We start from the raw sequence: 24,057 nt of genomic DNA on the forward strand, positions 1-24,057 counted from the left end.
TGCCGGCATGGTGTCGGCATGTATTGACTCAACAGGATAAAGAGAAAATATGCCTACTATCAACCAATTGGTACGCAAAGGACGTCAGGCTCCGGTTTACGTCAACAAAGTACCTGCATTAGAGGCTTGCCCTCAGAAGCGTGGTGTATGCACCCGTGTATACACTACTACCCCGAAAAAACCTAACTCAGCTTTGCGTAAAGTCTGCAAAGTGCGTCTGACCAACGGTTATGAAGTGATTTCATATATCGGTGGTGAAGGCCACAATCTGCAAGAACACAGCGTAGTGCTGATTCGTGGCGGTCGTGTAAAAGACTTGCCAGGTGTGCGTTATCACACCGTTCGTGGTTCTTTAGACACTGCTGGTGTAAAAGACCGCAAACAATCCCGTTCTAAATACGGTGCTAAACGTCCTAAATAAGTGGACGCATCGGCAGAATATCTGTCGAGTAAGTGAATATTTACATAAATATTCGTGGGCAATGCCCAGCTGAATAGTTTAAGGAAATTGAAATGCCAAGACGTAGAGAAGTACCAAAACGTGACATATTGCCAGATCCGAAATTCGGCAGTATCGAATTATCTAAATTCATGAATGTGCTGATGATTGACGGTAAAAAATCTGTAGCCGAACGCATTGTATACGGTGCTTTGGAACAGATTGCAAAGAAAACCGGCAAAGAAGCCATTGAAGTGTTTAACGAAGCCATTGCCAATGCCAAGCCGGTTGTAGAAGTAAAAAGCCGTCGTGTTGGTGGTGCAAATTATCAAGTTCCTGTTGAGGTTCGTGCCGAGCGCCGTTTAGCTTTGGCTATGCGCTGGGTGCGTGACGCGGCTCGTAAACGCGGTGAGAAATCCATGGATTTGCGTCTGGCTGGTGAACTAATTGATGCGGCTGAAGGCCGCGGCGGCGCATTGAAAAAACGTGAGGAAGTACATCGTATGGCTGAAGCCAATAAGGCCTTCTCTCACTTCCGCTTTTAATGCAGAAAGGCAATTATCGTGGCTCGTAAAACCCCTATTGAACAATACCGTAATATCGGTATTTCTGCACACATTGATGCTGGTAAAACCACCACTTCAGAACGTATTCTGTTTTACACCGGCATGACCCACAAACTGGGTGAAGTACATGACGGTGCGGCCACCACCGACTGGATGGAGCAGGAACAAGAACGCGGTATTACCATTACTTCTGCTGCTGTAACTACCTTTTGGAAAGGTATGGCTGGCCAGTTCAAAGAACACCGCCTGAACATTATTGACACCCCGGGACACGTAGACTTTACCGTAGAGGTAGAACGTTCTATGCGTGTACTAGACGGCGCAGTTATGGTTTACTGTGCGGTTGGTGGTGTACAACCCCAGTCTGAAACTGTATGGCGTCAGGCGAATAAATACAAAGTGCCACGTCTTGCTTTTGTAAACAAGATGGATCGTCAAGGTGCCAATTTCTTCCGTGTGGTTGAGCAGATGCAAACTCGTCTGCGTGCCAATCCGGTACCGGTTGTGATTCCAGTGGGTGCTGAAGACGGCTTTGAAGGCGTAGTCGATCTGCTGAAAATGCGCGCGATTGTATGGGATGATGCAACTCAGGGTCTGAAATTTGAATATGCAGATATTCCAGCAGATCTGAAAGATGTTGCTGAAGAATGGCGCGAAAAAATGGTTGAAGCTGCTGCTGAAGCCAACGAAGAACTGATGGAAAAATACCTTGGCGGCGAAGAGCTGAGCGAGGAAGAAATTGTTGCAGCGCTGCGCGCACGTACACTGGCTGGCGAAATTCAGCCTGTATTATGTGGTTCTGCCTTTAAGAACAAAGGTGTACAGCGCCTGCTGGATGCAGTGGTTGAGTACCTGCCTAGCCCAACGGACATTCCGCCAGTAGCTGGTGAAAAACCTGATGGTGAAAAAGACAGCCGTAAAGCCAGCGACGAAGAAAAATTCTCCGCATTGGCGTTCAAATTGATGAACGACAAATACGTTGGCCAGCTGACTTTCATTCGCGTGTATTCAGGTGTAGTGAAATCTGGCGATACCGTAGTTAATTCTGTTAAAGGCACTAAAGAACGTATTGGTCGTCTAGTACAGATGAAAGCCAATGACCGTGATGAAATCGAAGAAGTACGTGCCGGTGACATTGCTGCTGTAATTGGTCTGAAAGACGTAACTACTGGTGAAACCCTGTGTGATAGCGATGCTCCGATCATTCTGGAACGCATGGAATTTCCAGAGCCAGTAATTCACGTTGCTGTAGAACCAAAAACCAAAGCTGACCAAGAAAAAATGGGTCTGGCTCTGAACCGGTTGGCTAAAGAAGATCCTTCTTTCCGCGTAAAAACGGATGAAGAATCTGGTCAAACCATTATTTCCGGTATGGGTGAATTGCATCTGGAAATTATTGTAGACCGTATGAAACGTGAGTTTGGCGTAGAGGCCAATGTAGGTGCTCCGCAGGTAGCTTATCGTGAAACCATCCGTAAATCGGTGGAATCCGAAGCCAAATACGTGAAACAGTCTGGCGGTAAAGGTCAGTATGGTCATGTGGTTATCACTATGGAACCATTGGAACCAGGTGGTGTGAACTACGAATTCATTGACGAAATTAAGGGTGGTGTGATTCCACGCGAATTTATTCCGTCTGTGGATAAAGGTATCCGTGATACTATGACCAACGGTATTCTGGCTGGTTATCCAGTAGTGGATATCCGCGTGCGCCTGACTTTCGGTTCTTACCATGATGTAGACTCCTCACAGATCGCATTTGAATTAGCCGGTTCTATGGCATTCAAAGACGGTATGCGCAAAGCGTCTCCAGTATTACTGGAACCGATTATGGCAGTTGAAGTGGAAACACCAGAAGATTACATGGGCGATGTAATGGGCGACTTGAACCGTCGTCGTGGCATCGTACTGGGTATGGACGATGATGGTATCGGTGGCAAGAAAGTTCGTGCCGAGGTACCTTTGGCAGAAATGTTTGGTTATTCAACTGATCTGCGTTCTGCTACTCAGGGTCGTGCTACTTACTCCATGGAATTCAAGAAATACGCAGAAGCACCGAATAATGTAGCCGAGCAGGTTATTGCTGCCCGTAAAGGCTAACTTATTTACCGATAACCTGAAAGTACTTGTACTTTCAGGTTATCATCGTTCTTTAATCGATCTTTATTCAAGGAAACTTAGCTCATGGCTAAAGAAAAATTCGAGCGGAGCAAACCGCACGTAAACGTTGGCACCATCGGTCACGTTGACCATGGTAAAACCACATTGACCGCTGCAATTTGTACCATTCTGTCCAAGAAATTTGGTGGTGCAGCGAAAGCTTACGATCAGATTGACAATGCTCCGGAAGAAAAAGCCCGCGGCATTACCATTAATACTTCACACGTAGAATACGAAACCGCAGAACGTCACTATGCACACGTTGACTGCCCGGGACACGCTGACTACGTGAAAAACATGATTACCGGTGCTGCACAGATGGACGGCGCTATTCTGGTGGTATCTGCTGCTGATGGTCCAATGCCACAAACCCGTGAGCACATTCTGTTGGCACGTCAGGTAGGTGTACCTTACATCATCGTTTACATGAACAAATGCGACATGGTAGACGACGAAGAGTTGCTGGAACTGGTAGAAATGGAAATCCGTGATCTGCTGTCTAGCTATGAATTCCCAGGCGATGACATTCCATTGATTAAAGGTTCTGCACTGAAAGCATTGGAAGGTGATACTTCTGATATCGGCGAAGCTTCAATCATGGCGTTGGCCGATGCATTAGACAGCTACATTCCTACTCCGGAACGTGCAGTAGACAAACCATTCCTGTTGCCGATTGAAGATGTATTCTCAATTTCAGGTCGTGGTACTGTAGTTACCGGTCGTGTAGAACGCGGTGTAATCAATGTAGGCGACGAAATTGAAATCGTTGGTCTGAAAGAAACCCAGAAAACCACCTGTACCGGCGTGGAAATGTTCCGCAAACTGCTGGATCAAGGTCAAGCTGGTGACAATGTAGGTGTATTGTTGCGTGGTACCAAGCGTGAAGAAGTAGAACGTGGTCAGGTATTGGCAAAACCGGGCAGCATCACTCCGCACACTAAATTCAAAGCAGAAGTGTACGTACTGAGCAAAGAAGAAGGTGGACGTCATACTCCATTCTTCGCAAATTACCGCCCACAATTCTATTTCCGTACTACAGACGTAACAGGCGCAGTAAGTCTGGCGGAAGGTGTTGAAATGGTAATGCCAGGTGAAAACGTAACTATTGATGTAGAACTGATTCACCCGATTGCTATGGAAGAAGGCTTACGCTTTGCGATTCGTGAAGGTGGCCGTACAGTTGGTGCCGGTGTGGTTGCTAAAGTTATCGCTTAATTTAGGAAGAATATAGATATGAAAAACCAGAAAATCCGTATTCGTCTGAAAGCTTATGACTACGCTCTGATTGATCGTTCTGCTCAAGAAATCGTAGACACTGCCAAACGCACTGGTGCAGTTGTAAAAGGTCCTATTCCTTTGCCAACTAAAATTGAACGCTTTAACTTGCTGCGTTCTCCACACGTGAACAAAACTTCACGTGAGCAGTTGGAAATTCGCACTCACTTGCGCCTGATGGACATTATCGACTGGACTGATAAAACCACTGACGCATTGATGAAATTGGACTTGCCAGCTGGTGTTGATGTAGAAATCAAAGTTCAATAATTATTAAATTGAATGATACTTAAACGGACTGGACTCTCCAGTCCGTTTTTCTATATTTGTCATTTGCTACATGAATATAATCAAAATTAATCTATAAATATACCTAAATTATTGTAATTCCTAATTAAAATAATGCAGGCTAAAATCAGAATTAAATATCCCATAGCTAGTATACAACTCGCGTAAAAACTACATTGCTTGTTTTGGTGTTTTATATTTAATTGGCGTCATGTTATTCAGTGCCTCATTAGGCCTTTCGGTGTTATATATCGTTAGCGATTCTTCGGTGATTGTTCTTGCCTGTTCCAGATTATTAAAAATATATTGTAAATACCCCAAAGTTAGTACAAGACTGAGGTAGAAAATTATGCTGCTTGTTTTAGTGTTTTATACTCACTTGGCGTCATATTATTTAATGCTTCATGAGGTCTTCTTGCGTTATAAATGGTTAGCCACTTTTCGGTTACCTTTCTTGTTTGTTCCAGATTATTAAATAGATATAAATCTAGTACATCTGTGTGATAGGTGCGATTAAATCGTTTAATATAGCCGTTTTGATATGGGTTACCTGCTTGAATATAATCTATGGTTTACCATGTGATTTTGCCCAGTCAATGAATATTTTTCCGGTAAATTCCGGTTTGTTATCTACTCGTATTTTGAGTGGATAGCCATGATATCCGGCCAATTTATCCCAAATAATAGGTAACCCTACCAGCCGGTAAACTAATTGCAATATCAATGCCTAATGCCTCACGATTAAAGTCATTGATGACATTGAAGGCTCTAAATCTGCGTTGATGGCAACTGCCGTCACTCATAAAATCCATTGACTAACATTCACCTAGCTTATTCGGTACTGATAGGTTTTCTGTGCTTCGCGCAAAAATACGTTGTTTACGCTTTACCCTGAGATTAAGCTTTAACTGGCAATATATTCGATGAACACGTTTATGATTCCAGTTATAGCCAAGCTTTCTGATACGATTAAAATACTTAGGAAAGCCCCAGTGTAAATGCCTATCTGTGATAGCACTTAGTACCGACACAATCACCGAATCATCCGGTAACTTAAGTTGATAATAGTAAGCACAGCGGCTTGAATCAACAATAGCGCAGCTCATGGCCATAGTAACAGAATGATTTTCTGGTAGTTGTACAGCACAGGCTTTACATGCTTGAGTAGGCACTATAGCTTTTTTATGATTTCCTTCTGAAGCTGGGGTTTTAAGCTCGGCAAACATCTGCTTAAGCTTACGATTTCCAGTTTCCAGTTGCTTTAAGCATTGATATCTGAGTTTTCTATACCACCGTATTTATCACGCCATTTATAGAAAGTTGAATTGCCCATACCATATTTACGACAGGGCTCCTTAACAGCAACGCTGGTTTTACCTTATTTTAAAATGGATATGATTTGATGTTCAGTCATTTTTTTCATGTTTAAATCATTTGTGAAGTAATAAAAAAAATTTTCTAAGTACTATTTAGGGATAGCTATAATCTGAAGGTGCTTGGAATTGATATTGCAGTCAGTTTATCTGCCGGTAGTGTTACGCGTTAACGGAATAAACAGGCACATATTATTAAAAATAAGGGTTGATAATCAACTCGAATTTACCAGAAAATATTTATCAATTGGAAAAATCACATGATGCAACTACAGGTTATATCAAATCCGGTCGTACATTATTAGAATGGTTACATTGAATATTTAATTGGATATATTACACAGAAGGAGCTGATTTATATTTTTCTTAATAATTTGTATAAGGTGATAATATGACCACAATTAGTATGAAGCACTGAGACAGATAACATTATCTACTACGTAATTTATTTACTGAATACTGGAAATTTATAATATGATTGTCAGGTGCTATATAGTTATTTAAAGAGTCGAGTATTTAAATATATTTAGTATTAAAACGGATTTTCTATATGAACTATTACGTTAAATCATTTTCAGAATTATCAACCAAAGAATTTTATGAAATTACCAAATTACGTATTGCTGTGTTTGTAGTGGAGCAAACTTGCCCCTATCAAGAAATAGATGCTTATGATGAGCAGGCTGTACATACATGGATACAGGAAGGGCAGACAATCATTGGGTATACGCGGATAATTGATCAAGATACAACAGTTACGTTTGGTAGGGTAATTATTCATCCAAACTATCGTGGCAAGAAGTTAGGCCATCAATTATTAGAAAAAACGTTGGCAGTGATCAAGACACAAATGTCAGGTAAACCAATTATTATTAGTGCACAAGCACATCTAACAGACTTTTATGGTTTGTATGGATTTGTTCCAATTTCTGATATTTACTTAGAAGATAATATCCCACATATTCGAATGAGAAAAGAAAAACAATAGAATTTAAATAATTATTAGTGAAATGTAGCGTTTAAAAGGTATTGCCGATAATAAAGGTAGCGTTCTGCTACTCTTACGATAATATATTAATTTAAATAGGTTTCAAAACATAAATTGATGGAACATTAAATCAAATCTATAAGGTAAATGTTCTATTGTTAACACAGAAATCATGTAGAAAATAGTGCTGCCTGTTTCTGTACTTTATACTTGATCGTCGTGATGTTATTTAATAGCTTATGAAGGTTTTTCGATGTTATAAATCATTAGCCACTTTTTAGTTATATTTCATTGCTGGTGACGGATTATAAAAAAGATAAAATCTAGTATTTCTATTGGATATGGACGGTTAAATTTATTGTTATACTGTGTAAGAGAGCTTAGTTAATAAGTTTTTAGTAAATTCCAAATAGCTATCCACTTCACTTCTTGATGAATAACCATGTTATTCGGCCAGCTGGTCTGATTAGCATTTAGTTCTCCTTGCTGGTAAAAAGGCATTTTTGACGGGATACCATAAAGTCACTTTTAGATGGCCGATATCCCTTTTAGTCAAATTAATTTCTTTAAAACTGATATTCGAGACAGCAAAAACAAGGATAAGTAAGGTGTAAAATAAGTGTAATAAGTTAAGCTAAAGGTGTAATTTAATTATAAGTCAGATTGCTTTAAGGCAATTTTGTTCATTTGCTAGTAATTCTGGCAGATTTTCACGCTGCCGAATAAGATGATGTTCTGTCCCATTAACTAATACTTCTGCTGCGCGGCAGCGGGTATTGTAGTTGCTTGCCATGCTGAATGCGTAAGCGCCAGCATTTTGAATCAGTAATAAATCGCCAGCTGTTGCTGCAATAGTACGGTCTTTGGCCAGAAAATCACCGGTTTCACAGATAGGTCCCACCACGTCAGCAACAAATTCATTTGCTGTTGTTGAACTGACATTCAGAATGCCGTGATAGGCCTGATACAGAGAAGGACGCATTAGGTCATTCATGGCTGCATCTACAATAACAAAGTTCTTTTCTTCGCCCTGCTTGATATATTCAACGGTGGTGAGTAAGCCCCCAGCATTACCAATCAGACTACGTCCGGGTTCCAGCATTAGCTGCAAATTGCGTTTGGATAACAATCTGGCTACTGCGGTTGCGTAGGCAGCTAAATCTGGCACGTTTTCGTTCTGGTAAACAATACCTACGCCACCGCCTAAATCAATATGTTCTAACTCGATATTGTGTTCGGCCAGTTTATCTACCAGCAGCAACATGCGTTCAAGTGCTTCAATCAATGGAGATAAATCAGTTAACTGGGAACCGATGTGGCAGTCAATCCCGGTGATTTTTAAATGAGGTAACGTAGCAGCCAGCTGATAGGCTTTTATGACGTCATGATAGGCAATGCCAAATTTATTTGCCTTTAATCCGGTGGATATATACGGATGAGTATGGGCGTTGACGTCTGGGTTGATACGTAATGATATCGGGGCAATTTTGCCAAGACGGGCGGCAATTGTGTTGATGCGTTCTAGTTCGGGCAGTGATTCAACGTTAAAACAGCGAATATTATTATTCAGGGCAAATTCAATTTCAGCACTGCTTTTGCCTACACCGGAAAAAATGGTTTTTCCCGTATCGCCGCCTGCCATTATTACTCGCTGGAGTTCGCCGCCGGAAACAATGTCGAAACCACAGCCCAGCCGGGCAAAGTGGCGCAGAATGGATAAATTGCTGTTGGCCTTGACTGCATAACATATAAGTGGCTGCAATGAGGCAAAAGCCTGCTGATACTGGTTGAGGGCAGCAGTCATTTCCTGCTGGCTGTAAACATAAAGTGGTGTGCCATATTCAGCGGCTAGGGCAGAATAGGGTATTTGTTCACATTTCAGGTAATCAGTCATGTTTGGGTAGGTTTTTCTGGTCAATTGGGTCGATAGTCAGGCCGGTTTGTATTACGCCATATTTGGCTTTATCGCCTTCCTTGGGCAAGTACAGGTCACCTTTGTAACCACAGGCAGACAGGAAACTGGTTGCAAGCACACCTAAAAATAGAAAACGATGCATTAATCTGGCTCACTATGGTTTAAATGGCTGGTGCGGTGAGGCGGCCATTACGTATAAAACTAGGATTTAACCATATTATATGGCAAGATAACAGTTTGAATGTAATAAAATGTAGGGTTATGGTAAGCAAAATGACCGAAAGTGAATTTTTACAATATAGTGATGATCTATTTGGCTATATTGAGGAAAGTATTGACACAGCTGGCTGGGATCTGGATTGTGAAGCCAGTGGTAATGTACTTACGATAGAGGCTGATAGCGGGGAACAGATTATTGTTAACCGCCATGCTGCTACTCAGGAATTATGGATAGCGGCGAAAAGCGGTGGTTATCATTTTGCTTGCCAGCGCGGACAATGGTTATCAGCGCGGGATGGCAGTGAGTTTTTTGCGGTATTGAGTCAGGTATTGTCTGCTGCCTGTGGTGATGAGGTGCATATTTCGGTGTTAAACTGATTTCTGGTAAAGGGGCGGGTTATGTTACACACCTTGATTAAACATGATTTAAAGGCTTTGCAGGCTTTTGTGGCTATTGTGGAATGTCAGGGTGTTACTGCAGCACAAAAGCGGCTGAATATGTCGCAATCGGCTATCAGTACTCATCTGGCACATCTTGAGGAAAGTCTGGGTGTGATTCTATGCCGGCGTGGTCGTTCTGGTTTTGCCTTAACTAAGGCAGGACATCAGTTATATGAAGCCTGTACTTTATTGTTACAGGCAACTTCTGAATTTCATCGCGAAGTGCAAAATATTAAATGGCATCGTTCGGTATTGTCTGGTACGTTGCGCATTGGGCTAGTAGAGTATTTGTCGTCTGATTTCCAGCGTATTTTCAATCAAGTAATTGCCAGCGCCTATCAGCATTATCCGGAATTGCGGTTGTCTGTAGATATCTGTGCACCGCAAGATATTGAAATTGCCATTGCCAATAATCAGATGGATCTTGGTATTGGTTATTATTACAGTTTGCTGAAAAATCTGCACTATCAGTTGGTATTTGAAGAGCGTGAGTATATATATTGTCATGCCTCGCATCCGGCAGCTAAAATCAAGGATTTAACGCTGAATTTACTTGCCGAAGACTATCAATGGGTAAAACGCACCTACGCTCGTCAGCAAGAAGGAAATAGTTTGATGAGCGGTAACACAACTGCGGTGGCTCACAAGCAACATGCTACGCTGCTGTTTATTCTTGCAGGCAGTCATCTTGGTTTGTTGTCGGAAGAAATTGCTGAGCCTTATGTGCGCAGCGGTGTATTGATACCTTTGCTAACCCAGCAGGCAACTAATATTGTGAATTACTTTGCGGTAACCCGACCAACGCCTGATCCGCGGGTAAATTGGTTCCTGGGTGAGCTCAGTGGATTGCTGCCTTAATGCAAAGTACTAACATGATTTAGGAATTGCTGTTAAGTACAGCTATAACTGATTTTTGGCTGTATAAGGAATGATAAAGGTATCAATGGTTGTGGTCAGTGCTCTAAATACTCAGTATGCATCTTTGCACTTCGTAATGCTTTAAAATTTCCAGTACTACCACTACTACCACTACTACCACTACAGTGTACGCTGCCCAGATGCTGTGCTGCTTCTCAAAAGACTTTTAACATCAGGTGATAATACAAATTTTCTTTGATTGGACGTTTGAGTTTATATCCAAATAGTGGGGTGCTAAATAGATTATCGCACCGGACAATGCCGATAAAAGGGTTTAGCAAAGGTTTGGTGTTGGAGTGCGCTGTAGCTGAATGAGCGGCAAAACTGGTTGATGAATGATTTACAGGACGCGCAGTCCGCAAAGTTTAATAAAACCGGTAACTGCTACTGTTTTGAAACAAGACAGGCTATAAGTCAGGGATAAATATGAGGAGTTTACTACGGTATATTTGGTTGTATGGAAATAAACTTCTTTCAACATCCGCATCGCTAAAATCTTTACTCTCTATCCAGTTTGTTTGCGCAGTAGATTTTCTTGCAAGACTTAAATCTCTTTTAACCTGTGGGCGTTTGCGCCATGAGTGGTCGCGAAAATTGTCGGCAATTCATATTTTCAGGGTCGGGATTATCAGAAAGCCATTATGCCTGAGCTGATCAATGATTTTGGTATGCAAAGCGGGGGAGTGAACGGATAGTAATTGGTTGATGATTTTACCTCTATTCTATTGCCTGTGTTTCTAGTGCTTTTACTGTCACGATGATGCTCTGTGTCGAACGGTAAGCAATGGTAGCGAGTGGTCGTGTAAATACCAGTTTTCCAGAAAAATTTCACTGCTTAGACCACTGTTCTGTAATAGAACATGTGCTGTATAGGATAAGTCGGTCAACAGCGCACGTCGCAGTTTTAGAGTTTTAATTAATTTTAGTTCTGTTCGCAATGAAGAACCATAGCTATTCAGCAGGCTGCACACTTAGTTGGTGTGGGTATTATTGCTGGTGTTTCAGATAGCAGCAATTTCTTCATCTATAGTAATACTGCTTACCTTAAACGGTGCATTATTGACGCAGGTATCATCCAGAAGGCATGGTTGTCGGGTAAATTCCTGATAGGAAGTAGCTTATCTGCTGTATATGGATTTATTAGCATGAATTTAGTTGGTATCAATGAAAAGCAACAGGCACTCCATCCCATTCTATATCTGAAGTTGTCGCAGCCAGAAAACTGCTATGTGATGACATGGCTCGAAGCAGTATTTCTGCGGTAGGAACGGGTTGGATTAAATAAGGCAAGATATCCTCTTTTGTCCACACAGCATCGCACGCTTGCTGATAATCACGCCAGAAAGTTTTTTTGGTAAAAAATCGCCATATCTGGGGTGTAAATAGCATAACCAGATTATGCATAGCTGGTTGCAGATCATCCATCTTGAGTTGGTTGATGGGTAAATCGGTATCTGCCTCCATGGCTGCGTGAGCAATGGCTGTTTGTGTTGTTTGTGGCAACTGCTCCAGAAAGTGAATGCCGCTGGTGGCGCGGGGGTTGCATTCAAGCACGTATATTTTGCCCGCTGAGTCTTCGATGAAATCAAATCCCACCTGCCCATGATATTGGGTTTGTTTGGCAAAGTATTCAATAAAATGACGAATTTTTATTTTCTGCACTGGATCAAAATAAATGCCGGCACCCTGACCGACTCGGTATTTTGGTTGGTAGCAGCTATGAGCAACAAGCTGTCCATGCCTGATGATACTGTAACTACAGTATTCTTTACCTTGGATATATTGCTGTGCCACCCAGGGTTGCTGTGGAGTTGCTTGTATCTGGTTGTATTCAATAGTTGTTGGGCAGATTAAGGTATGAGTGGCGAAGCGCGAATAAGCAGGTTTAAACACCCATTGTTTGTTTGTTGAAAATTTTTGCTGTTTAAATGCGTCAAACTGGTTCTGATCAGTCAGTAATACCGTTTCGGGAGCAGAAACAGGCCAGTCTTGTGTAAGCTGGGCAAAATCACCTTTGTGATGCAGTTGCGTTAATAGTGAAATAGAGCTGGTAAAAAGCTGGCAGGGGTGAGCCTGCTGAATAAGAGCATTGGCAGATGCCAGATAAAACACTTCTTCGCAGTTTGGAATGATGGTATGAATTTTTTCCCTTACCAGTAGTTGTATCAATTGTTCTAGCCACTGTCTGGGTTGCTGTTTGGGTGAAGGCAGACGGGTATAAGTTAACGTATATCTGCTAAAACGGCTTATGGCATAGCCTAAGCTTTCTGCCATGTGTACCCGATGGCCTGCCTTGGCCAGAAGGCGCGCCCATGTCAGACTGGCAGGTGATCTGGCTCCTAGAATAAGAATATTGTGCATAACTGGGTATAGCGCTTTAAATAGAAAATATAGAGGTACAGAGACTATTAGAATTAGACCCTGACTTCAGAAAATAAACTGCATCTATTGTGACAGAATTTGATTCTATTTGCTTGTATCTATGTTGTATTGCAACAAGATAAAGAGCTGATATTAGATATTGATAATAAAGTGGTTATGATATGTAGTTCTGTTCCGAATTGTTGATAAATGGCACACATTTTTTTCCAGATGTTGCGTTGATGGGTATGACGCATAAGGTATTGGCTGCCAAAACATACGGGGATCTGCTTAGTGTGCGTTGCCTGAACTGAATAAAGATTAGTTAGAAGCATTTTGTGTTACTTTGTTTACACTTGTTGTATGTTTTGGTTGAACACCGGCAGATTCTTTTGTTTTTCCTCTCATATATGTGATGATTGCTTTCTATATATGGAGTTATTTAACTGACTTGCTCTCGATATATTATATAGATAAGTAATATAATTTTATTGTGAATTGCTTATATAACGATTTAGTTCTTAATGAGGTTTAAAATTTAATTTATAACTATTTTGGCTAAAACCATTCTTACTTGCTTACAGCAACAAACTTTTCTGGAAAGATTAAATCAGACATCTTAAAATCAGAATCCGATTTGAATTATAAAGCCAATCTATCGTGAATGAATTTGATTTTATTCATCAATATTTGTATCGTCAGCAACAGGATGAGCAACTTATTCTGGGAATCGGTGATGATGCAGCTATCGTACGTCCGCGCAGCGGTTATGATCTGCATTTTAGTACTGATATGCTTGTAGGTGGAACACATTTTTTTCCAGATGTTGCGCCGGCAGATCTGGCGCATAAAGTACTGGCTGTCAATCTTTCGGACATGGCGGCCATGGGAGCTAAACCACGTTGGGCTTTGCTTAGTGTGGCGTTGCCTGAACTAAATAAAGATTGGATAGAAGCATTTTGTAATTCCTTGTTTGCACTTGCCGCGCGTTTTGGTGTAACACTCATAGGTGGTGATACCACTAAAGGAAATTGGGTTTTTAATGTTAATATTATTGGCGAAACCCCTTGTCGGCAGTCATTAAGGCGCGATGCAGCTGAAGCTGGTGATGATATCTGGGTGTCTGGTTTACTTGGATTGGCTGCTGCTGCTCTGGATGTGCACTGGAATAAGGTTACTTTACCTGCTGCGATATTTGCCCAATGCGAAGAGAGACGATTGCGTCCTCAGCCACGAGTGGCTTTAGGACAGGAGCTATTATCTTTAGCACATGCGGCACAGGATATATCCGATGGTCTGGCGCAAGATATCGGGCATATTCTTCAAGCCAGTAAGGTTGGCGCAGAAATTAATGCAGATTTAATTCCTACGTTGACAACTTTAAAACAGCAAGCGCTGCCGTTGGCACAGCTAAGACAATGGTTGTTAGCCGGAGGCGATGATTATGAGCTGGTATTTACCGCCTCGCCGGTGCAACGTGCGGCGATTATGGCTGCTGCTGAGAGAACCGGCACGCCCGTAACCCGTATCGGCGTCATTACCGCAGGCGCTCAATTGCATTTACATGATCATGCGGGTAACGTGATACAACTACAGCAACAAGGATTTGATCATTTTGTCTAAGACTGAAACAACAACGATACCAGTTACGCCAACATGGCGCTGGCTATGCAGGTATCCAGTCTGCTGGCTGGGCTTTGGCTTTGGGACGGGGCTGGCGCCGAAAGCTCCTGGAACATTTGGCACATTACCTGCCATTCCACTGGCCGCATGCTGGCTGATGCTGAATTTACCGTTCTGGTACAACATTGTGTTTGCTGGACTACTGTTTCTAGTGGGTATTTTTATTTGTGACTACACGGAACAAGCATTATGCCGGCAAGATTATGGCGGCATTGTCTGGGACGAAATTGCAGCCATGATGCTGATTTTATTTTGTATACCAACAAATTGGATTTGGTGGATGGCAGGCTTTGCGGTTTTCCGGTTCTTTGATGCGGTAAAACCATGGCCTATCCGCTGGTTTGATGCGCGTGTTCACGGTGGTTTTGGTATTATGCTAGACGATTTGATTGCAGCTCTGTTCAGCCTGCTGGTTTTATTACCGGCTGTATATCTGCTGGTTTAATCAGGCAGAAGGGCTGAAAATAGCTTAGACAACTAAATGTTTAGCCAGTAAGCGGTTAGAATAAGTTATGCTAGCTATGGCAGTCATGGTCATAGCCGTTGGTGATAATAAATGAAATCTTGATTGGGAAAAGGAAAACAGCATGAATAGTCAGCTTTGGTTATATGTGTCAATTGCTGCAGTAATCGGACTGTTGCTTGGGCTTGGTTTGATGTGGTTATTTTTGCGTGGCGGTAAACAGCGCCAGCAGTATCAGACAGTGAAAGCCAGTTTTGATAACTATCGACAGCAGGTAGACAAACATTTTATTGATACTGCTGGTGCTATAGATGAATTGAATCGCAGTTACCTGAAAGTATTACAGCAACTGAACGGTGATGCGCAACAGTTAATGGACAAAACAGCCATGCATGAGCAGTTGCAGAAACGTGCTAACAAAAGCGTTACTCTGGCATTTATGACACAGTCTGACAATAAAAATTCACAAACTGATACTGATTCATCTGTACCTTATACCGATGTCACTGAAGCAGCAGTGATACCGATTAATGGTATGCCGGATCAGGTACCGGATCGCATTGGAACGAATGCCGGACGTGTACATGAACAGCTTACTCAACCTAAGCATGTGGTACATGATAATGTAATAGAAGCCAAAAGCGAGGATTTACAGCAGAGCAAATCCTGAGCGCCATTTTTTAGGTGTTATCCATGATATCAGGCTATGAAGATTTACCCTCACAGCCTGATATTTTTATTACTCTCAACGCACAAATACGATATTTTCTGGTTTTTTCAGCCGCTGTTTCAGTAGTTTGGGTAATAGGGGGTGAAAATACCAGTGCTGTTCATCCAGCCGTATGCAACCGGCCTGTGCTTCTAAAACTACTTCTGTTGCAGTTGCTGCTTCGATTTCAGTAAGCTCTAACTGATGCCATCTGCCCCAATCACAAACAGGTAATAACGGAGCATATTGTAATACCAGCTTATTTTGTTTCTGTGTAGCAGAGTCCAATCGACAAGTGCCATCACATATCCGCGCTGCCTGATTCGGGCAGGGTTCATTGCGGCCAAGACTCTGAGGAGTTATATCCAGAACTGCCGGACATAAACCATAGCGGCGCGCCCAGTCGGCCAGTGCACGCTTGGCGGCACGCGGATGCATAAACAACCCATAAGGCGGGTGTGACAGAATACCTTCCCTAAGTGTAATAATCCGAGCCTGTAGCTGTCCATGATGGTTTGCAACAAAAGAAACTGTATACCATTTGGCTGGCGTAACAGTTTCATCAGAATATGGTTGTGCCTGTTGTTGCATTACATAATGACCTTGCAACCATAAGGCATGCAGAATACTGATAGCTGGAATAAAATCAACCTTATGAGTTTGCTGCCATTGTATTTGCGCATTTTGATTTTGTAATAGTGTACAGATATCAGTAAATGCACGCTCCAGTACCATCATTGTTATTGGTTTATGCTGGGCTGCCTGCTGCAAAATTAAACCAGAGCAGTCTGGTAAAGCATATAGCTGCTGGCGTAATTCAGGTTTAAGCCATGCGGGCAGATAACCGGGTTTAATCAGTGCTTGCCATTGTGCCAGCCAAACCGGAACAGTTTTTTCGAATAAGCTGCATTGCAGAAATTCTGTTAGTGCCAGTACATCTCCCATAGCGCGATGACGTTCAGTGGCGGCAATCTTAATCGTAAAGCGCTCAATAATGCTATCCAGATTATGTTTAAAATGTTGTGGATATAATTTGCGTGAGAAAGGTACAGTATCCAGAGTTGGTGCTGCAAAGCCAATATGGCAGCGCGAAAAAGCATGGCGCAGAAAAGTATAATCAAAACGACTATTGTGGGCTACCAGCAGGTGTCCACGTAACAATGGCAATAACTCACTGGCAATATCAGCAAAGATGGGGGCATTCTGTACCATGTCATTACTGATACCGGTTAACTGAGTAATAAAATCACTAATGGGTTGTTGCGGATTAATCAGCCATTGATGACGGCTGATGCAGCCACGATGAAACCGTAGAATAGCAATTTCGGTAATCCGGTCGTGTTCGAAATGGCCACCAGTGGTTTCAAGATCAACAATTGCAACAGGCATGGGCAGCGTAAACAAAACCGCTGCCAGCTCGGCAAATGCAGCGGCGTCATTATCGGTAACAATACTCATGACGCAAACAGGAAACGCAAAAGAACTGCTATTTTATACCAAAATGACGGACTATACAGCCAACATGTTTATGGCATTTTAATTACCTGAAGTATTTTGCCCATTGGATTAATGCCCGATTAATTTATTGCTAAAACAATATATTGCTTATTATTGCTAATTTTTGAATATGACTGGTATTGACATGGACGCTAATGTTACCTATACTGCACATCTTTCACGCACCCGTAGCTCAGTTGGATAGAGTATCTGGCTACGAACCAGAGGGTCGGGCGTTCGAATCGCTCCGGGTGCACCAGTTCTACGCGCCCATCGTCTAGCGGTTAGGACATCGCCCTTTCACGGCGGTAACCGGGGTTCGATTCCCCGTGGGCGTGCCAATAAAAATAAAAGCCAGTTGTCAAAACTGGCTTTTATTTTATCTCCTGATTCTTTATATAAATTTTAAGCTGATATTAGAACCGGATATCTGTATCTCCGTTTCTCATCATGGTAATCCTGTTATCTGAATCTTTCCATTAATGTTTAATGTTAACTGAGTTTCACCCGCAGCCGTATCCTGAACCGGAGCTGAATCTGCCATACGGCTTAACATTACCGGTGACGCATAAGCGCCATAATCCCGTGAATCCTGACTACTCCCCAAACTCATACTCACCACCTTGTAGCCATGTCCGCCCAGTGCATGAGCAATTAACACTGCACGTTGCTGAAAACGTGCAATAGCTTCCTGAGTCAGTTTTGCTTCATAATTTTGCAGTGTAGTATCCGCAACCTGATAATTGATAGCCACAACAGCAGCCAGATTCTGTACCTCAGTGGCAAACCGGTTTAATGCCGTTAAGTTCGTACTTTTGATCTGTATGAGGACACTGTCCTGCCAGCCATTATCAGTGCGCTTATTTTTCTGATAGTCAAATCTGGGTTCAACCGTGCGAGTCAATTGTGTTGTATTAAAATCATTATGTCGGTGCGCCGCAGCCAGAACCTGATTTAAACGAGTGGTAACCGTATTGCTGATTTGCTGTCTGTTGCTTCCCTGTTGCTGAATTTTTAGCACCAGTATCATTTCATTCCGGGCAACAGCTTGTGTCGCCTGTGCGTTCAGCTCAACTATGCCGTAATTTAAACTTTCTGCCAGACTGCAAAAAGAGCAGACGGACAACAATATAGAAATAATATATGAGAAAGGGCGTGTATTCATCATGTGAACTCTTGTTGCAACCTGATTAAAACAGATTAGCAAAGTGGCAGAGTGAATACAACAATCAATTGATAAACAGGGGAAATATAGAAATAGAAAAGACTGAGATGAGGGTGGCGAGCCAAACCCCCGGCACTGGTCGCTTTAAGATGGGCTGCTTGCTTCCGCACCTGACCCGTTGTCCTAAATAACCATGCGAGGAGACCCGCCACAGCAGCGCATTATACCGATAGTTGTATTAATTCCCAAATTTTTTCGCAATTTATTGATGAATAAAATTGCTGTTGTAAAAAATCAAAATAATTTCAAAGCACTACAAATTAGAACTAAATACGAATTTTAGTTTTGCGTGCTCCGTAATTAGGCTGTAGCAAGGCACATTGCGGATGATTGTGCCGGCTAAAGCGGCGCGTACGCCCCGGAATCTGTTGGCAGGTAACATCAACTTCCTTATTGTTCTGCACCTTATTGGCGTTATTCGTGCCAGATCTGATTACTCGTTCACGCTGACGAGGAGTATCACTCTCAACTTTAACTGATGAAATCTGCGATGCTTTATTTTCTGCTGGCGTTTGTTCCCACCAGCGTGGTTCAAAACCCTCAATTCGCTCAATCCGCAAATCATTTCCAGTTAAATCTTTAATAGCATTAAATACTTTCTGTTCCTGCTCATCCATCAGGGAAATGGCCACGCCCTCAGCACCTGCCCGTCCAGTACGTCCAATACGATGTACATAATCTTCTGCATTTAGTGGTAGTTCATAATTGATTACAAACGGAAGCTCAGCAATATCCAGCCCACGTGCAGCTACATCAGTGGCAACCAAAACACGCAAACTACCTTCTTTAAATTGTGCCAGCGTTTCCAGACGGGTCTGTTGCGACTTGTCACCATGAATTGCCTGAGCACTGATACCACGGCGGTTTAATTCCCGATTAACCTGATCTACGCTTTGCTTGGTATTACAAAACACAATTACCTGATTCATGTTCAGGTCGCTAATTAGTCGCTGTAACAATGAACGTTTACGTCCGCCATCCAGAGCAATAATATGCTGTTCCACATTGGCTGAAGTAGTATTTTGTGCTGCTACCTGAATCTTTTCCGGATTGTGCATAAAATCCTGAGCCAATCGCTGGATTGCCGGTGCAAAAGTTGCTGAAAACAGCAGAGTTTGACGTTGTGGTGGCAACATTTGCATGATTTTGCGGATATCATCAATAAAGCCCATGTCCAGCATACGGTCGGCTTCATCCAGAACTACAATTTCTACCTTGTTAAGCTGGATATTCTTTTGCTGAACATGATCAAGCAGGCGTCCTACCGTAGCAATAACAATTTCGCAGCCTTGGCGTAAATCCTGCTTCTGAGTTTCCATATTCATGCCGCCAAACAATACCGTCTGGCGTAAAGACAGATTTTTCAGATAACCCTGTACATTCTGGTCAATCTGGTCGGCCAGTTCACGCGTTGGTGTGAGCACCAGCATGCGTACAGGATGCATGGCTGGTGAAGTGCTAGTATTGGCATAGCGTTTCAGCCTTTCCAGACTAGGTAGCATAAATGCAGCAGTTTTTCCTGTACCAGTTTGCGCCGCAGCAAGTAAATCCATACCTGCCAAAGCTTTTGGAATAGCTGCATGTTGAATCGGTGTGGGTTCCTGATAGCCCTGATCTGTTAGTGCAGAGACGATTTCCTGAGATAAACCCAGATTGGCAAAAGCATTCATACTAGACAACCTCCAGTTGCTGTATGCAATATAGGCAACTGTTACGAATTCGATAGAATTGATGACTATTCAAACGTCAACATTTTTTAATGAAGAGCACCATAACATAGATATCCAACCATCACGTTATGGTCATAGCAACAATAATATAAGTCACTTATGTAAACCAATAGTGTATCATCTTTATCAACCTGTTATAAACCTGACAGCCATCTGCCTAAAAATAAATAAAAATTCGTAAAAGACCAGCCAGATGAAGTAACTATAGTCATCCACAGCCCACCACTGACGGGCATTTACACCACCGGTAACAGATAACAAAATTGTTAAATTCAAATAGATAGCATAACTAAGCTTTTGCTAAACACCTGACCATAAGCTTATGCGATAATTGATTTATTAAAGTTAATTACATAGCAAGCGAGCACAGCATCATGTCTGATGAGAAAAGCAAAGCATTAGCTGCGGCACTAGCGCAGATAGAAAGAAGTTTTGGTAAAGGTTCCATCATGAAAATGGATGGTAGCCATACCGATGAAAATCTCGAAGTTATCTCCACAGGCTCACTAGGGCTTGACTTGGCTCTGGGCGTAGGTGGCTTGCCTCGTGGCCGTATCGTAGAAATTTATGGTCCGGAATCTTCTGGTAAAACCACTTTATGTCTGGAAGCCATTGCCCAATGTCAAAAGGGTGGTGGAGTATGTGCCTTTATCGATGCCGAAAATGCTTTTGACCCTATCTATGCCCGTAAGTTGGGCGTAAAAGTCGAAGATCTTCTGGTGTCCCAGCCTGATACCGGGGAGCAGGCACTGGAAATCTGCGATATGCTGGTACGCAGTGGCGGAGTAGATATGCTAGTAGTTGATTCCGTAGCAGCACTGGTGCCTAAAGCCGAAATCGAGGGTGAAATGGGTGACAGTCATGTGGGTTTGCAGGCGCGTCTGATGAGTCAGGCTTTGCGCAAACTGACAGGTAATATTAAAAAAACCAATACACTGGTTATCTTTATCAACCAGATTCGTATGAAAATCGGTGTTATGTTTGGTAACCCTGAGACCACCACTGGTGGTAACGCGCTCAAATTCTACTCATCTGTACGTCTGGACATCCGCAAGATTGGCCAGATAAAAAAAGGAGATGATGTGCTTGGTAATGAAACCCGCGTAAAGGTTATCAAGAACAAAGTTGCCCCACCGTTTAAACAGGCTGAATTTGATATTCTGTACGGTGAAGGTATCAGCTGGGAAGGCGAATTGATTGATATCGGTGTAAAACTGGGGATTGTAGAGAAAGCCGGAGCTTGGTACAGTTACAATGGCAGCAAAATTGGTCAGGGTAAAGACAATGTACGCCAATGGCTTAAAGACAATCCTGAAGTTGCCAACGAAATTAACCTTAAAATTCGCAATAAAGTTGGTATTACCCCCCAGATTACCGAAGGGCAACTGGATGAAACTGACGGCGAAGCGCCTGTTGAAGAGTAAGTTACCGAAGGAGCTGCCTGTACATCGGCAGCTTTTTAATATCCGGCTAAAGTCACCTTTGTATTAATTCAGTTACAACACCTAAATAACCATATAAAAATAAACATTGATTCTCACAGGCAAAACCGTTGCCGTAGAATATAAATATATTTATTCAAACATTAAAATTTATATTATCTGCTGCTGTACATTAAGATTTTCCATATTGGTAAACATGCTTTAAACCCAGAATTACGCTATGATATGAATTAAGAAAGAACAGCAGTTCAGAAACTTTCATATCTAAGACAGCGTATAAATACACAGACTAAGTAAATTATGATTACCCTAGCTGAATACCAGCGACAAGCTGTAGCCGGTTATACCCATATCCCTTTGGTACAAGAAGTACTGGCAGATATGGATACGCCATTATCGCTTTATCTGAAACTGGCAAATAAACCATTCAGCTACCTGCTCGAGTCTGTAGTTAATGGTGAGCGTTTTGGACGATACTCCTTTATCGGCCTGCCTTGTAATACTTATTTAAAAATATCTGGTAGAACCACCGAGGTTTATCAGCAGGCGCAGCTGGTTGAGACACATCAGGGTAACCCGCTAAAATTTATTAACACATTTCAGTCCAGATATAAAACTCCCGATATCCCTGATTTACCACGGTTTACCGGTGGGCTGGTTGGCTATTTTGGTTATGAAACCATTTATCATTTTGAGCAAATTGCTCATCGCCTGAAACAGACAGACAAGCCTAATCCCATAGGTGTACCAGATATTTTTCTGCTGCTTTCATTAGAATTAGCTGTTGTCGATAACTTGTCAGGAAAAATTTATTTGATTGTTTATGCTGATACCAGTAAAAAAGACGGCTATCAGCAGGCGCGCACACGGCTGGAAGAATTGCGAACCGCTCTGCGTCAGAGCGTACAGTTACCTCTTTCACTTGGCAGCAAGTTAACTGAACCTATTGCCGAAACCGGCGAAGAGCAATACAAAAATTACGTTAAACGTGTGCGTGAATACATCCTTAATGGCGATTGTATGCAAGTTGTGCCCAGTCAGCGCCTGAGTATGCCATTTAATGACAATCCATTAAGTCTGTACCGTGCTTTGCGTACCCTCAATCCATCTCCTTATTTATTCTATTACCACTTTGACGATTTTCATGTTGTCGGTTCTTCACCTGAAATTCTGGTGCGGCGTGAGCAAGACAGCGTTACCGTACGACCCATTGCCGGAACACGTCCTCGCGGTAAAACTGCCGAAGAGGATCAGGCGCTGGCACAGGAATTGACCCAAGATCCTAAAGAACTAGCCGAACACGTAATGCTAATTGATCTTGGCCGTAATGATGTCGGACGCGTCAGCAAAATTGGTCAGGTAAAAGTTACCGATAAAATGATTATCGAACGCTATTCCCATGTAATGCATATGGTATCTAATGTAGAAGGTGAATTACAGGATGGTCTGTCTAATCTGGATGTACTAGCCGCTACTTTTCCGGCAGGTACGCTTTCAGGTGCACCTAAAGTACGGGCTTTAGAAATCATTGAAGAATTAGAACCAAACAAACGTGGTATCTATGGCGGAGCAGTGGGCTACCTGAGTTTTTCTGGGGATATGGATTTATGTATTGCTATTCGGACTGGCGTTATCAGAAATAACACCTTATATGTACAAAGTGGTGGCGGGATCGTATTTGATTCCGATGAAGAACTGGAGTGGCAAGAAACCCAGAATAAAGCCAGAGCTGTTATCAGAGCGGCACATATGGTGCAACAAGGGCTGGATAAATAATATATAAATCTTTATAGGTTCTGCTGTATGACGGATTTTGTGTATGTAATTTATCTGGCCGATATTGCGGTGGATGACCGTTATCAGCTTTCAGCGGCAGGGTATTGATAAACAGTTGATTAGGATAATTCAGAAATATATTGATTCTGATCCCAAAATAATATTAATAGCAGTACCGTGGATGGTGAATAGTTATGTCCATATTGGTTTTGTCGCCCATTCATCAGCTTAAGCTTTAAATAAGCCGCTGTAACGGGAAATATTTGCAATTTTTTATTTTTGATATTTGATTGTTTATTTGTTATCGGCTTTGGTGCAATTGGTTAGGTTGTCGTGGTGGCAGGACAGGTATGAGCTGGCCAAATCGGCACAGCAGCCGCAACAGGTGGCGACGCCAAGCTGCGCCTGCAAGTCGGTAAGGCTGGAAGCGCCGGCGGCTACGGTTTCTTTTATCTGGCGATCGGTGATGGCATTGCACAGACAAACGTACATGGCTTTTCCTTTGTGTATATGGTTTGTTTTGCAAATAAAGATGATAATGGATTTCATTATTGTTATCAAGTGGTGGATTGCTATGATGGATGTGGTA

General features: G+C 42.3%; 24 protein-coding genes, 2 tRNA genes, 1 other RNA gene and 1 pseudogene. 15 read left to right on the top strand and 13 right to left on the bottom strand.

What is annotated here, in order from left to right:
- Positions 1–49: 49 nt before the first annotated feature.
- From rpsL to rpsJ, 5 genes are all read left to right on the top strand, one after another.
- The gene (gene rpsL / locus BHC51_RS06395; RefSeq protein WP_025329900.1) at positions 50–421 is read left to right on the top strand and encodes a 30S ribosomal protein S12; all 372 of its coding nucleotides are present in this window, start codon (positions 50–52) and stop codon (positions 419–421) included.
- A gap of 92 nt (positions 422–513) precedes the next feature.
- The gene (rpsG, locus tag BHC51_RS06400) at positions 514–984 is read left to right on the top strand and encodes a 30S ribosomal protein S7 (protein WP_100100716.1); all 471 of its coding nucleotides are present in this window, start codon (positions 514–516) and stop codon (positions 982–984) included.
- 18 nt (positions 985–1,002) lie between these two features.
- The gene (fusA, locus tag BHC51_RS06405; protein ID WP_100100715.1) at positions 1,003–3,105 is read left to right on the top strand and encodes an elongation factor G; all 2,103 of its coding nucleotides are present in this window, start codon (positions 1,003–1,005) and stop codon (positions 3,103–3,105) included.
- An 84-nt stretch (positions 3,106–3,189) separates the two neighbouring features.
- Positions 3,190–4,380 (top strand): elongation factor Tu, encoded by a 1,191-nt coding sequence (tuf, locus tag BHC51_RS06410; protein ID WP_100090166.1) that lies wholly within the window; start codon positions 3,190–3,192, stop codon positions 4,378–4,380.
- A gap of 18 nt (positions 4,381–4,398) precedes the next feature.
- Positions 4,399–4,710, top strand: coding sequence for a 30S ribosomal protein S10 (rpsJ, locus tag BHC51_RS06415; RefSeq protein WP_025329903.1), 312 nt, complete (start codon positions 4,399–4,401; stop codon positions 4,708–4,710).
- 189 nt (positions 4,711–4,899) lie between these two features.
- Here the strand turns inward: rpsJ and BHC51_RS13295 are convergent, their stop codons facing one another.
- The 5 genes and pseudogenes from BHC51_RS13295 to BHC51_RS13305 form a co-directional block, all read right to left on the bottom strand.
- The gene (locus BHC51_RS13295; RefSeq protein ID WP_180296449.1) at positions 4,900–5,049 is read right to left on the bottom strand and encodes an integrase core domain-containing protein; all 150 of its coding nucleotides are present in this window, start codon (positions 5,047–5,049) and stop codon (positions 4,900–4,902) included.
- Positions 5,050–5,075: 26 nt separating this feature from the next.
- Positions 5,076–5,297 (bottom strand): integrase core domain-containing protein, encoded by a 222-nt coding sequence (locus tag BHC51_RS13300; RefSeq protein ID WP_100136180.1) that lies wholly within the window; start codon positions 5,295–5,297, stop codon positions 5,076–5,078.
- Positions 5,294–5,446: a transposase family protein gene (locus tag BHC51_RS12945; RefSeq protein ID WP_218966386.1), complete on the bottom strand. Its 153-nt coding sequence runs from the start codon at positions 5,444–5,446 to the stop codon at positions 5,294–5,296. The genes BHC51_RS13300 and BHC51_RS12945 overlap by 4 nt, the downstream gene beginning before the upstream one ends.
- A 97-nt stretch (positions 5,447–5,543) precedes the next feature.
- The gene (locus tag BHC51_RS06430; protein ID WP_100153590.1) at positions 5,544–5,954 is read right to left on the bottom strand and encodes an IS3 family transposase; all 411 of its coding nucleotides are present in this window, start codon (positions 5,952–5,954) and stop codon (positions 5,544–5,546) included.
- Between the two features lie 35 nt (positions 5,955–5,989).
- Positions 5,990–6,085 (bottom strand): annotated as a pseudogene (locus BHC51_RS13305) (hypothetical protein); the annotation flags it as partial.
- 566 nt (positions 6,086–6,651) lie between these two features.
- Here BHC51_RS13305 and BHC51_RS06440 point away from each other — a divergent pair.
- The gene (locus tag BHC51_RS06440; protein WP_100099239.1) at positions 6,652–7,089 is read left to right on the top strand and encodes a GNAT family N-acetyltransferase; all 438 of its coding nucleotides are present in this window, start codon (positions 6,652–6,654) and stop codon (positions 7,087–7,089) included.
- A 658-nt stretch (positions 7,090–7,747) separates the two neighbouring features.
- On the opposite strand, the gene lysA is transcribed toward BHC51_RS06440, so the two are convergent.
- Positions 7,748–8,983, bottom strand: a complete 1,236-nt coding sequence (gene lysA, locus BHC51_RS06445) for a diaminopimelate decarboxylase (protein ID WP_100153591.1) — start codon at positions 8,981–8,983, stop codon at positions 7,748–7,750.
- Positions 8,976–9,146, bottom strand: coding sequence for an LPS translocon maturation chaperone LptM (lptM, locus tag BHC51_RS06450; protein ID WP_100099241.1), 171 nt, complete (start codon positions 9,144–9,146; stop codon positions 8,976–8,978). Before lptM ends, lysA begins: the two co-directional genes overlap by 8 nt.
- Positions 9,147–9,277: 131 nt before the next feature.
- Between lptM and cyaY the strand changes: the two genes are divergently transcribed.
- Both cyaY and BHC51_RS06460 read left to right on the top strand, forming a co-directional pair.
- Positions 9,278–9,601: an iron donor protein CyaY gene (cyaY, locus tag BHC51_RS06455; protein ID WP_100099273.1), complete on the top strand. Its 324-nt coding sequence runs from the start codon at positions 9,278–9,280 to the stop codon at positions 9,599–9,601.
- A gap of 21 nt (positions 9,602–9,622) precedes the next feature.
- Positions 9,623–10,522 carry a LysR family transcriptional regulator gene (locus BHC51_RS06460; RefSeq protein WP_100099242.1) on the top strand — a complete coding sequence of 300 codons (900 nt, stop codon included), beginning with the start codon at positions 9,623–9,625 and terminating at the stop codon, positions 10,520–10,522.
- Positions 10,523–11,743: 1,221 nt separating this feature from the next.
- On the opposite strand, the gene BHC51_RS06465 is transcribed toward BHC51_RS06460, so the two are convergent.
- Positions 11,744–12,943, bottom strand: a complete 1,200-nt coding sequence (locus BHC51_RS06465; RefSeq protein ID WP_100153592.1) for an ATP-grasp domain-containing protein — start codon at positions 12,941–12,943, stop codon at positions 11,744–11,746.
- 660 nt (positions 12,944–13,603) lie between these two features.
- Between BHC51_RS06465 and thiL the strand changes: the two genes are divergently transcribed.
- From thiL to BHC51_RS06480, 3 genes are all read left to right on the top strand, one after another.
- The gene (thiL, locus tag BHC51_RS06470; RefSeq protein ID WP_100153593.1) at positions 13,604–14,566 is read left to right on the top strand and encodes a thiamine-phosphate kinase; all 963 of its coding nucleotides are present in this window, start codon (positions 13,604–13,606) and stop codon (positions 14,564–14,566) included.
- A complete protein-coding gene (locus BHC51_RS06475) occupies positions 14,550–15,071 on the top strand; it encodes a phosphatidylglycerophosphatase A family protein (RefSeq protein WP_373885683.1) in 522 nt (173 codons plus the stop codon). The genes thiL and BHC51_RS06475 overlap by 17 nt, the downstream gene beginning before the upstream one ends.
- Positions 15,072–15,213: 142 nt before the next feature.
- On the top strand, positions 15,214–15,759 hold the full coding sequence (locus BHC51_RS06480; RefSeq protein ID WP_100099246.1) for a ZapG family protein: 546 nt from the start codon (positions 15,214–15,216) through the stop codon (positions 15,757–15,759).
- Between the two features lie 75 nt (positions 15,760–15,834).
- Here BHC51_RS06480 and BHC51_RS06485 read toward each other — a convergent pair whose 3' ends face one another.
- The gene (locus BHC51_RS06485; RefSeq protein ID WP_100153594.1) at positions 15,835–17,256 is read right to left on the bottom strand and encodes a 3'-5' exonuclease; all 1,422 of its coding nucleotides are present in this window, start codon (positions 17,254–17,256) and stop codon (positions 15,835–15,837) included.
- Positions 17,257–17,477: 221 nt separating this feature from the next.
- Between BHC51_RS06485 and BHC51_RS06490 the strand changes: the two genes are divergently transcribed.
- Both BHC51_RS06490 and BHC51_RS06495 read left to right on the top strand, forming a co-directional pair.
- Positions 17,478–17,554: transfer RNA gene (locus BHC51_RS06490), tRNA-Arg, on the top strand.
- Between the two features lie 7 nt (positions 17,555–17,561).
- Positions 17,562–17,636: transfer RNA gene (locus BHC51_RS06495), tRNA-Glu, on the top strand.
- Between the two features lie 107 nt (positions 17,637–17,743).
- Here the strand turns inward: BHC51_RS06495 and BHC51_RS06500 are convergent.
- From BHC51_RS06500 to BHC51_RS06510, 3 genes are all read right to left on the bottom strand, one after another.
- Positions 17,744–18,463 (bottom strand): SIMPL domain-containing protein, encoded by a 720-nt coding sequence (locus tag BHC51_RS06500; protein WP_100099248.1) that lies wholly within the window; start codon positions 18,461–18,463, stop codon positions 17,744–17,746.
- A gap of 109 nt (positions 18,464–18,572) precedes the next feature.
- Positions 18,573–18,670, bottom strand: an RNA gene (gene ffs / locus BHC51_RS06505) — signal recognition particle sRNA small type.
- Between the two features lie 116 nt (positions 18,671–18,786).
- Complete coding sequence (locus BHC51_RS06510; protein WP_100136131.1) at positions 18,787–20,190, bottom strand: DEAD/DEAH box helicase; 1,404 nt, start codon at positions 20,188–20,190, stop codon at positions 18,787–18,789.
- A gap of 434 nt (positions 20,191–20,624) precedes the next feature.
- On the opposite strand from BHC51_RS06510, the gene recA reads away from it, so the two are divergent.
- Positions 20,625–21,674, top strand: coding sequence for a recombinase RecA (gene recA, locus BHC51_RS06515; RefSeq protein ID WP_100099250.1), 1,050 nt, complete (start codon positions 20,625–20,627; stop codon positions 21,672–21,674).
- 318 nt (positions 21,675–21,992) lie between these two features.
- Complete coding sequence (gene trpE / locus BHC51_RS06520; RefSeq protein WP_100153595.1) at positions 21,993–23,468, top strand: anthranilate synthase component I; 1,476 nt, start codon at positions 21,993–21,995, stop codon at positions 23,466–23,468.
- A gap of 294 nt (positions 23,469–23,762) precedes the next feature.
- On the opposite strand, the gene BHC51_RS06530 is transcribed toward trpE, so the two are convergent.
- Entirely contained in the window at positions 23,763–23,960 is a 198-nt protein-coding gene (locus BHC51_RS06530) for a (2Fe-2S)-binding protein (protein ID WP_100099252.1), read from the bottom strand.
- Positions 23,961–24,057: the final 97 nt, after the last annotated feature.

This window comes from Snodgrassella alvi (assembly GCF_002777745.1).
Taxonomy (GTDB): Bacteria; Pseudomonadota; Gammaproteobacteria; order Burkholderiales; family Neisseriaceae; genus Snodgrassella; species Snodgrassella alvi_D.

Bases quoted from the DNA above. Each gene is read 5' to 3' on its own strand.
- rpsL (WP_025329900.1), top strand. From the start codon at position 50: ATGCCTACTATCAACCAATTGGTACGCAAAGGACGTCAGGCTCCGGTT.
- rpsG (WP_100100716.1), top strand. From the start codon at position 514: ATGCCAAGACGTAGAGAAGTACCAAAACGTGACATATTGCCAGATCCG.
- tuf (WP_100090166.1), top strand. From the start codon at position 3,190: ATGGCTAAAGAAAAATTCGAGCGGAGCAAACCGCACGTAAACGTTGGC.
- rpsJ (WP_025329903.1), top strand. From the start codon at position 4,399: ATGAAAAACCAGAAAATCCGTATTCGTCTGAAAGCTTATGACTACGCT.
- BHC51_RS06430 (WP_100153590.1), bottom strand. From the start codon at position 5,954: ATGTTTGCCGAGCTTAAAACCCCAGCTTCAGAAGGAAATCATAAAAAA.
- BHC51_RS06440 (WP_100099239.1), top strand. From the start codon at position 6,652: ATGAACTATTACGTTAAATCATTTTCAGAATTATCAACCAAAGAATTT.
- lysA (WP_100153591.1), bottom strand. From the start codon at position 8,983: ATGACTGATTACCTGAAATGTGAACAAATACCCTATTCTGCCCTAGCC.
- lptM (WP_100099241.1), bottom strand. From the start codon at position 9,146: ATGCATCGTTTTCTATTTTTAGGTGTGCTTGCAACCAGTTTCCTGTCT.
- cyaY (WP_100099273.1), top strand. From the start codon at position 9,278: ATGACCGAAAGTGAATTTTTACAATATAGTGATGATCTATTTGGCTAT.
- BHC51_RS06460 (WP_100099242.1), top strand. From the start codon at position 9,623: ATGTTACACACCTTGATTAAACATGATTTAAAGGCTTTGCAGGCTTTT.
- BHC51_RS06465 (WP_100153592.1), bottom strand. From the start codon at position 12,943: ATGCACAATATTCTTATTCTAGGAGCCAGATCACCTGCCAGTCTGACA.
- BHC51_RS06480 (WP_100099246.1), top strand. From the start codon at position 15,214: ATGAATAGTCAGCTTTGGTTATATGTGTCAATTGCTGCAGTAATCGGA.
- BHC51_RS06485 (WP_100153594.1), bottom strand. From the start codon at position 17,256: ATGAGTATTGTTACCGATAATGACGCCGCTGCATTTGCCGAGCTGGCA.
- BHC51_RS06500 (WP_100099248.1), bottom strand. From the start codon at position 18,463: ATGATGAATACACGCCCTTTCTCATATATTATTTCTATATTGTTGTCC.
- BHC51_RS06510 (WP_100136131.1), bottom strand. From the start codon at position 20,190: ATGAATGCTTTTGCCAATCTGGGTTTATCTCAGGAAATCGTCTCTGCA.
- recA (WP_100099250.1), top strand. From the start codon at position 20,625: ATGTCTGATGAGAAAAGCAAAGCATTAGCTGCGGCACTAGCGCAGATA.
- trpE (WP_100153595.1), top strand. From the start codon at position 21,993: ATGATTACCCTAGCTGAATACCAGCGACAAGCTGTAGCCGGTTATACC.
- BHC51_RS06530 (WP_100099252.1), bottom strand. From the start codon at position 23,960: ATGTACGTTTGTCTGTGCAATGCCATCACCGATCGCCAGATAAAAGAA.